This window comes from Thalassotalea sp. Y01 (assembly GCF_012932945.1).
In the GTDB taxonomy this organism is placed as follows: Bacteria; Pseudomonadota; Gammaproteobacteria; order Enterobacterales; family Alteromonadaceae; genus Thalassotalea_A.
In genome coordinates this window covers 234,953-244,240 of record NZ_JABBXG010000007.1, presented here as the reverse complement: position 1 = coordinate 244,240, position 9,288 = coordinate 234,953, and the positions used below count along the sequence as shown (strand labels likewise).

At 42.1% G+C, this 9,288-nt stretch carries 9 protein-coding genes; 3 read left to right on the top strand and 6 right to left on the bottom strand.

The genetic code is table 11. The features are described 5' to 3' along the window. Positions 1-542: 542 nt before the first annotated feature. Complete coding sequence (locus HII16_RS12120) at positions 543-995, top strand: RNA-binding protein (RefSeq protein WP_169130448.1); 453 nt, start codon at positions 543-545, stop codon at positions 993-995. 62 nt (positions 996-1,057) lie between these two features. Here HII16_RS12120 and purD read toward each other — a convergent pair whose 3' ends face one another. The 6 genes from purD to prmA all read right to left on the bottom strand — a co-directional run bounded on the left by purD (position 1,058) and on the right by prmA (position 7,495). Continuing rightward, the gene (purD, locus tag HII16_RS12115) at positions 1,058-2,341 is read right to left on the bottom strand and encodes a phosphoribosylamine--glycine ligase (protein ID WP_169130446.1); all 1,284 of its coding nucleotides are present in this window, start codon (positions 2,339-2,341) and stop codon (positions 1,058-1,060) included. Positions 2,342-2,371: 30 nt separating this feature from the next. Then, a complete protein-coding gene (locus tag HII16_RS12110; protein ID WP_169130444.1) occupies positions 2,372-3,184 on the bottom strand; it encodes a class I SAM-dependent methyltransferase in 813 nt (270 codons plus the stop codon). A gap of 136 nt (positions 3,185-3,320) precedes the next feature. Then, positions 3,321-4,907 carry a bifunctional phosphoribosylaminoimidazolecarboxamide formyltransferase/IMP cyclohydrolase gene (purH, locus tag HII16_RS12105; RefSeq protein WP_169130442.1) on the bottom strand — a complete coding sequence of 529 codons (1,587 nt, stop codon included), beginning with the start codon at positions 4,905-4,907 and terminating at the stop codon, positions 3,321-3,323. Between the two features lie 217 nt (positions 4,908-5,124). Beyond that, entirely contained in the window at positions 5,125-5,412 is a 288-nt protein-coding gene (fis, locus tag HII16_RS12100; protein ID WP_135438976.1) for a DNA-binding transcriptional regulator Fis, read from the bottom strand. Positions 5,413-5,429: 17 nt separating this feature from the next. Continuing rightward, positions 5,430-6,398 (bottom strand): tRNA dihydrouridine synthase DusB, encoded by a 969-nt coding sequence (gene dusB, locus HII16_RS12095; protein WP_135438975.1) that lies wholly within the window; start codon positions 6,396-6,398, stop codon positions 5,430-5,432. A 212-nt stretch (positions 6,399-6,610) separates the two neighbouring features. Beyond that, on the bottom strand, positions 6,611-7,495 hold the full coding sequence (gene prmA, locus HII16_RS12090; RefSeq protein WP_169130440.1) for a 50S ribosomal protein L11 methyltransferase: 885 nt from the start codon (positions 7,493-7,495) through the stop codon (positions 6,611-6,613). A 162-nt stretch (positions 7,496-7,657) separates the two neighbouring features. On the opposite strand from prmA, the gene HII16_RS12085 reads away from it, so the two are divergent. After that, the gene (locus HII16_RS12085) at positions 7,658-8,587 is read left to right on the top strand and encodes a bifunctional precorrin-2 dehydrogenase/sirohydrochlorin ferrochelatase (protein WP_169130438.1); all 930 of its coding nucleotides are present in this window, start codon (positions 7,658-7,660) and stop codon (positions 8,585-8,587) included. A 235-nt stretch (positions 8,588-8,822) separates the two neighbouring features. Beyond that, positions 8,823-9,230, top strand: a complete 408-nt coding sequence (locus HII16_RS12080; RefSeq protein WP_135438972.1) for a DUF3718 domain-containing protein — start codon at positions 8,823-8,825, stop codon at positions 9,228-9,230. Positions 9,231-9,288 lie beyond the last annotated feature (58 nt).

The following is a 9,288-nucleotide window of genomic DNA, read 5'->3' as shown; positions in this document are numbered from 1 at the left end:
ATTGTTAAAGAATTAAGCATTAGACGCATTCGCTAGTGCTTGTTGCTTCTGGGCTTGCCCGAAGCAGGATGTGCATTTTACCCATCCCAGATTTGAAGTCAACCGATTAATTTAAAAAATTTCAAAATAATTTGTTGTCGTTTGTAATTGCCGCATTTGCGCATTCACAAGGTCAAATCTAACTTCTACTGGATGCTCGCCGTTTGGCGCATTCCCTTGTGGAAGTGGAGGCGCATTTTAGGGATTTCTGAGCTGCCGTCAACAGCTAAAATGAAAAAAGATGAATAAAATCGACTGTTCGCTCATTTTATCGGCACATTTGCTTTAATAAGACGATTTAATAACAAAAAACGTTAGAATTTAGGCGTACCACTACGTTGAAGCCAGTTAATTGACGTGCCTTTAGCTTAAATTGCTCTACAACGGGAGTTAGCGAGCTGTTTTTAAACACTTTTTAATCAATATGCATTGAAGTTTGTTAAAATCTGGTTAACATAGGAATTGATTAGATAAAATAATAAAATAACAATCAGGTAAGTACCATGAAATCTCCTCTAGCATTAACTTCTGCGTTCGTCGCAACCGCTATCACCGTTATAGGCTATTTCGCCGCCTCTGTTTCATCTGCTATTGATCAGAGCTCTGTCGCTATCGGCTTATTTATCGGTGCCATTTTAGCGCCGCTAATTATTAAAGCGATGGCTGGTGAAAAAGCTGAAGTAAAAGACATAAAGACACTGTATGTTGGCAACCTTCCATATCGCGCTAATGAAGCGACGGTAAGAAGCTTGTTTTCTGAATACGGTCTCGTTCATTCTGTGCGTCTAATGAAAGATAAACAAACCGGCAAAAGACGTGGTTTTGGTTTTGTTGAAATTTCAGCAGCAGACGCAGGTAAGGCAATTAGCTCATTAAACGATACTGAGTTTCAACAACGTACATTAAAAGTAAGGGAAGCAAAAGAGCGACCTGAGACAAGCCCACAACGTGGCTAAGGCTAATATAGAAAACAAAAAAGCGGCTTATTAGCCGCTTTTTTTATTGATGATGAAAAACGTTATTGTTCTCGGGCAATCGCTCGATAGGCAATATCTGTTCTAAATTCAACACCATCCCAACTGATTTGGTTAAGTAATTCATAGGCTGCCTTTTGCGCCGTAGTCACACTTTCACCTAATGCAGTTGCACATAACACTCGACCGCCATCGGTAACCACATTACCGTCTTTGTCAGCCGTACCGGCATGAAACGTTTTACGATCAGTTAAGGTATTAACATCAAGACCAGAAATCACATCACCCTTGTTATAACTACTTGGGTAACCACCCGCAGCTAGAACAACGCCTACCGCAGCTCGCGGATCAAAAGCGATTTCTTTACCAGCAAGCTCACCATTAGCAGCAGCGATACATAGCTCAACCAAATCCGATTGCATACGCATCATAATAGGCTGAGTTTCTGGATCACCAAAGCGACAATTATATTCAATAACTTTTGGCGTACCATCGGCGCTGATCATTAAGCCAGCGTATAGGAAACCAGAATAAGGTGCATCTTCTTTAGCCATACCTTCAACAGTCGGCATGATAACTTCATTCATAATACGGTCATGAATTTCTTTAGTAACCACTGGTGCAGGAGAATACGCCCCCATTCCACCGGTGTTTGGACCTTCATCATTGTTGTATGCACGTTTGTGATCTTGGCTAGTCGCAAACGGTAATACGTTTTTGCCATCGACCATAACAATAAAGCTGGCTTCTTCACCTTCAAGAAACTCTTCGATAACGACACGATGACCGGCATCACCAAAGGCGTTGCCTGCCAACATATCTTTAATCGCATCCTCAGCTTCAGCTAAAGTCATTGCAACGATAACGCCTTTACCAGCGGCTAAGCCGTCAGCTTTAACAACAATAGGCGCACCTTGCTCACGAACATAAGCAATTGCAGGATCAATTTCAGTAAAGTTCTGGTAAGCAGCGGTTGGAATATTATGACGGGCTAAGAAATCTTTAGTAAACGATTTCGAACCTTCAAGTTGTGCCGCTTTTGCACTTGGACCAAAAATGGTTAAACCATCGGCTTGAAAAGCATCAACAACACCGTCAACCAATGGTTGCTCTGGGCCAACAATAGTCAGCGCTACATCGTTACTTTTAGCAAATTCAACTAGGCCTTGAATATCACCTACTGAAATCGCCACATTGTGTAGTTTGTTTTCCAATGCTGTACCAGCATTACCAGGAGCTACAAATACTTTCTCTACGGAGGATGATTGAGCGGCTTTCCACGCCAAAGCGTGTTCACGGCCACCACCACCAATTACTAATACGTTCATAAACTTTTTATGTTTCCTGAGTCAAGCCTGCTATTTTGCAGGCTTTACAAATTTCAAAGTCATACGGTCACTTTCACCAATCGCTAGATACTTTGCTTTGTCCTTGTCACCCAAACGTAATGATGGGGGTAAAGTCCATACGCCTTTTGGATGATCAGCTGTATCTTTAGGGTTGGCGTTGATTTCGCTGCTTTCTGCTAGTTCAAAACCAGCTTCTATGGCTAAATCAATTGTCAACTGCTGTGGGAAATAACCGCTTTTAGAGTTCTTTTCCAAGTCTTGCGACTCTGGCATACGATGTTCAACTACACCGACGACACCACCTGGCTTTAATGCTTTAAAGCTGTCCTTAAATATTTGACGAACACCTTCAACACGCCAGTTGTGCAAATTACGGAAAGTCAGTACCAAATCAGCACTGCCTGCAGGAGCTAACTCGCTCTCTACGCGCGGTGTGAAATCCGTAAGCATCACTTCACTAAAAATCTCATCCGCTTTTAGCTTGGCTTCTAACTTACGGCGAGACTTACTGTAATAGTCATCTTTACCTGTATCAGGGTAATGAGCACCGTATAATTTACCTGTGCCTTTTAACGCCGGGGCAAGGATTTCGGTATACCAGCCACCGCCTGGTGCTATTTCTACTACAGTCATGTCAGAGCGGAAACCAAAAAACTTTAGTGTTTCTGCTGGATGACGATATTGATCGCGAGCTTTATTTTTATCGCTGCGGTGCTCACTCGCAATGGCTTTATCTAATGCAGACAACTCTACCGCTTCATCAGCGTGAGCGATGGCAGTGGTTGAAAGAATGACGCTTGCAAGTAATGTTTTTAGTTTCATGGTTTTCTCCAAACTTATTTACTGATTAACCAAAAATTAACAATTAGTTATAACAGATAAACAGACATTAAAGAAACTTTGATTGCAGTGAAATAGTCAGCGACACCGAATATTCAGTGTCGCTGCAATTGGCTGTCTAGTGACGGAAGTGACGCATACCTGTGAAGACCATGGCAATACCATGCTCGTCAGCTGCAGCAATAACTTCTTCATCACGCATTGAGCCACCAGGTTGAATAACCGCAGTGATTCCTGCTTCAGCGGCGGCATCTAAACCATCACGGAATGGGAAGAATGCATCTGATGCCATAACCGAACCCGCAACTTGTAGGTTTTCATCAGCGGCCTTGATACCAGCAATTTTTGCTGAATAAACACGGCTCATTTGACCTGCACCAACACCAATAGTCATATCACCTTTGGCGTAAACAATTGCATTTGATTTAACAAATTTAGCAACTTTCCAGCAGAACAATAGGTCGCTCATTTCTTCGTCAGTCGGTTGACGCTTAGTCACCACTTTCAAATCATCTAAACCAACCATGCCTTGGTCACGATCTTGAACTAACAAGCCACCGTTAACACGCTTAAGCTCAAAACCAGTGGTCTTACTCTGCCATTGGCCACATTCTAATAAACGAACATTTGGCTTAGCTGCAACAATTTGCTTAGCGGCTTCAGACACAACAGGGGCAATAATAACTTCAACAAATTGACGAGAAACGATTGCTTCAGCAGTGTCAGCATCTAGCTCTTGGTTAAAAGCGATAATACCACCAAACGCTGATGTAGGGTCTGTCTTAAAAGCTTTTTCGTAGGCTTCAAGAATGTTATCACCTAACGCCACACCACATGGGTTAGCGTGCTTAACAATAACACAAGCTGGCTTATCGAATTCTTTCACACACTCAAGCGCGGCATCAGTGTCAGCGATATTGTTGTATGAAAGTGCTTTACCTTGTACTTGAGTCGCCGTAGATACAGATGCTTCTTCAGCTTCTTGTTCAACATAAAAGGCCGCTTTCTGGTGAGAGTTTTCACCGTAACGAAGGTCTTGCTTTTTAATAAACTGGCTGTTGAATGTACGAGGGAATTCAGACACTGATTTGTCTTCATCAGCATAGGCTGGCAACATCTTACCGAAGTAATTGGCGATCATGCCATCGTAGCTAGCAGTGTGTTCAAAAGCAGCGATTGCTAAATCAAAACGTGTTTGATGAGTCAGTGAACCACCGTTTTGCGACATTTCAGTCAATACACGGTCGTAGTCTGATGCATTAACAACAATGGTCACATCTTTGTGATTTTTAGCTGCTGCACGAACCATAGTTGGACCACCAATATCGATGTTCTCTACAGCATCTTCAAGAGTACAATCTTGGTTAGCAACAGTCTTAGCGAATGGGTATAGGTTAACAACCACAATATCAATAGCTGAAATGTTATTGTCAGCCATTACCGCTTCATCCATTTCACGACGAGCCAAGATGCCGCCATGAACTTTAGGGTGTAGCGTTTTAACACGACCATCCATGATTTCTGGGTGACCAGTGTAGTCAGATACTTCTGTCACTTTGATACCGTTTTCAGCCAAAAGCTTTGCAGTACCACCGGTTGACAAGATGTCTACACCTTGTGCGGCCAGCGCAGTTGCGAACTCTACAATACCTGTTTTGTCAGATACGCTCAGTAAAGCTCTTCTAATTGGACGTGGAGTTTCCATAGTCAATGTTTACCTTTTCAATATGCAATGTAATTAATAAATCTTTAATCAAGCTATGTTGTGAGCTGTTTATTAATTATTGTTCGGCTCGTTGTACCCTTGTTACTTAATGGATACCTAACACAACAAACTCATCCCTGTAAATTTTGTATACATTCCGTCCATGGAAATAAAAAAGCACCCGTAGGTGCTTTTTGGCAGGCAAACCTGCCAGTGATTAGTTCATACCGTATTTTTTAAGCTTCTTGCGAAGAGTGCCACGGTTAATGCCAAGTAAGTTTGCAGCACGGGTTTGATTACCTCGAGTGTACTGCATTACTTCTTCAAGCATTGGCGCTTCGATTTCTGATAATACTAATTCGTACATATCGTCTACATCGTTGCCATTTAATTGTGATAAGTAGTTTTTAATGGCTACTTTAGCTTGGGTACGTAAAGGTGATGCCTTGGTCTGAGTTTGTAGGTCACCGATAACAAATGGAGAAGTAATATTTTGTTCAAACATAAAGTTCAGACTCTTTTTTAATTAGTTAAATTATCAAAAAATACATTCAATGCGGTTAATTGCTGCTCTGGCAGTTCTAATGCATTAAATGTAGAACGAAATTGCTTACCCTGATCATGCGTTTGCAAATACCAGGAGACGTGTTTTCGGGCTATGCGCGTACCCATAAACTCGCCGTAAAAATTGTGTAGCTCTGCTACATGAGACAATAAGATATTTCTTACTTCCTCAATGGCTGCTGCAGGTAAATAATCACCTGTTGCGAGATAATGGTTTATCTCTCTAAAAATCCATGGTCTTCCTTGCGCAGCTCGACCAATCATGACCGCGTCTGCACCAGTATATTCCAATACCTGCTTGGCCTTATCAGGGCCAGTAATGTCGCCATTAGCTATCACAGGAATGTCAATGGCCTGTTTGATTGCTTTGATCGTGTCGTATTCCGCCTCCCCTTTATAAAAGTCACAACGGGTACGACCATGAACAGCTAACGCTTGAATACCGTTCAGTTCGGCGATCTTGGCTATCTCAACGCCATTTCGACTGTTTTCACACCAGCCAGTACGAATTTTCAGAGTGACTGGAATGTCGACCGCATTAACAACGGCTTTAACAATCTGTTCAACCTGTTCAGGTGCTTTTAACAATGCCGAGCCAGCTAGTTTTTTATTCACTTTCTTAGCCGGACAACCCATATTTATATCAATAATTTGGGCGCCATTTTCAGCGTTGTATTTTGCCGCAAAGGCCATATCATTCGGTTCAGAACCGGCGATTTGCACTGAGCGGATACCTGCTTCATCACTGTGCTCCATTCGCTTCATTGACTTGCCTGACTTCCAAACCTGAGGATTAGAAGACAACATTTCACCGACAGCCATGCCAGCACCAAGTCGACAACACAATTGTCGAAACGGTTTATCTGTGATACCTGCCATAGGAGCGAGTATGACATTACTGTCTAACTGATAAGGACCAATGTTCACGTGATGCTTTTTTGAGCTACTGCGTAAAAGGGCGCTAAGTTTACGTCTTTTTTTTAAGAAATAAAAGTAGATAAATTGAACAATTGTGGTTTTTTTCGCAGTTTTTTTTATTGACTTTTTTCAATTGCTTATATCGATAAAAAAATGACGGTAAATTGATTAAATTTACCGCCATTTCGCTACAAATTAACCGCAAAGTTAATGATTGTTAACTAGTTGTTACGAACACCGTTCAATCGTACCCATTCATCTTGAACCGAAATCGGTGCCATCTCACACCATTGGCCATAGACCTGTTTGAGTTCTTCGCCCTGCTCTTCAAGAATACCTGATAATGCTAAAACGCCTCCCGGCATAACATAGTCAATAATAACAGGAGCTAATTCACGTAATGGTCCCGCCAAAATATTGGCGACAACCACGTCGGCCTGCAAACTAGGTTGGTCTTTGGGAAGATACAGTTCAAGGCGGTCAGCAACATCGTTGCGAATCGCGTTCTCTTTACTTGCTTGCAACGCTTGTGGGTCGATGTCGATGCCGATCACCTTAGCCGCGCCCAATTTTAACGCAGCTAAAGATAAGATGCCGGAGCCACAACCAAAGTCGACGACGGTTTTGCCGGTTAAGTCGAGAGAGTCAAGCCAAGTCAAACAAAGTGCTGTTGTCGGGTGGGTGCCGGTGCCAAACGCTAAGCCGGGGTCAAGCATCACATTAACCGCCTCCGGTTCAGGTACGTCACGCCAGCTCGGGCAAATCCACAATCGATCGCCAAATTTCATAGGGTGGAAGTTATCCATCCACTCGCGTTCCCAATCTTTGTCTTCAAGTTGCTCTAATTTGTAATGCAGTTGTTTGCCATCAGGATGGATGCTTTGCAGATACTGAATCACTTTGTCCATATTGTGACTGGCGTCAAATAACCCCATAACCACGGTGTTATGCCAGTAGATCACCTCATCACCAGGTAAAGGTTCATATATAGGTGTATCTTTTGCGTCGATAAAGGTTACCGCCTGAGAACCACAGGCCATCAACCAGTCAGAATATTTTTCTGCGGTTTCTTCATTCGCCTGCAATCGTAGTTGTATCCAAGGCATAGTTTCTCTCTAATAAAAATAGATATACGCTAATTTTATCATTGCTTGACGGTAAATGGCTAAGTCTTATATCACATTAAAAATAAATATTTTGTTTTTTCAGGCCAACAGCATACATTAGTACTGCACGACATTTGCGTACCACTTAATTAGGAACAACAGTTGAACTACTTTCCGATATTTCTCGACGGCCATAAAATTAACGCCTTAATCATTGGCGGAGGCAATGTTGCTGCTCGTAAATTAGAGCTACTGGTAAAGACACCAGCGACAGTGACAGTGCTGTGTCCGGAGCTAGAGAGCGGCTGCGAACACATCATAAATAAGCACAATGTGCAGCACATTAAAAACGTATATCACAGCGACATTTTACAACAGCCATTTAGCTTAGTTATCGCCGCAACAAATGACAAACTGGTAAATAAACACATTGCAGATGATTGCCTACAACGCGGCATCTTATTAAATGTGGTGGATACCCCAGATTTGTGCACCTATATTACGCCAGCCATTATTGACCGAGATCCGATGTTGGTTGCTATATCGAGCAGCGGCAATGCGCCAATGTTGTTGCAGCTATTAAAGCAACAGATTGATCAATTACTGCCGGCTGACTATGGCAAATTAGCGGCCTTTATGGGGAATAAACGCAAACAAGTCCAATCACAAATCTCCGACTTCGCCGCGAGACGATTGTTATGGCAACAAGTGTTGACTTCAGATGTTTGCGAGGCGGTATTTTCAGACAATAGTGAATTAGCTGAGCAGAGGTTTAACGAGTTATTAAATCAACAGCAGCAACCTCAAAAACAAATTAACTTAATTAAAGTGAACAGTGATACACCAGATGATCTAAGCCTCAAAGCTTATCGAGCACTGCAAAGCTCTGATGTGGTCTTTATCGAGTCTCAGTTAACCTCTACATTTGCTGACTTTTGTCGCAAAGATGCGGAAAAGTTTACCGACTTTGATGCCCAACTAATCGCTCAATACAGCAATAGCAACAACGTCAGTTTACTCATTCAAGAACAGCATACATACCAAGCTTTGAAACAGCAATTTAATGTAAACCTGATATATGGCGGTCATTAGTGTGAGTTTAATATTGCAGAGCGTAACATAATATTTTGAGACATGATGCTCACTGCTGGTGCAAGCATCAACGAGCGATACACATAATCAATGCGTTAGCGCACAAATCCCGCTACAGACCTTATGATTAGAGTTTTTTATCGACACGTTTTGCAACATTTAGCGCCGTGGTTAATGCAACTTTTTTAACTAAAATTTTCTCTTAGTAAAGGACAATTACTAAAAGGAGAAAACTATGTTAAACGTAAATGCTCGCTCGTTTATAACAAAAAATCTTTTAACCTCCATAGCCGCTTTAGGCATTATGGTTAGTGGTTCTGCCGCGGCTGAACAAGCCGAATTTGTCGGCACCGATAATAGCCCTGAGACCAAACTCTGTTTGGCTGCAGCAAAGAATGATAAAGCTGCTTTAAGACATCAAATCAGACAAATCAACAACTGGCGTGGTATTCGACCTAGCTATGTTATCGACAACATCGCCTGCAACGACATGGATATGCCAAGTTTCGCGTATCAATATGGTGCTGATAAAACGTTTGATTATCTAAATCGTGTAAGTCGCAAACCTATCGATACCCAAGTTCAAATTGAGGATTTGGCGAAGCTTTCCGGTACTATCTATGTAAGCGCTTCATCCAAGTGATCACTAACATGATGGTAAATAGCCAAGCTGTAAACTGTATTTTCAGATACAAAAAAGG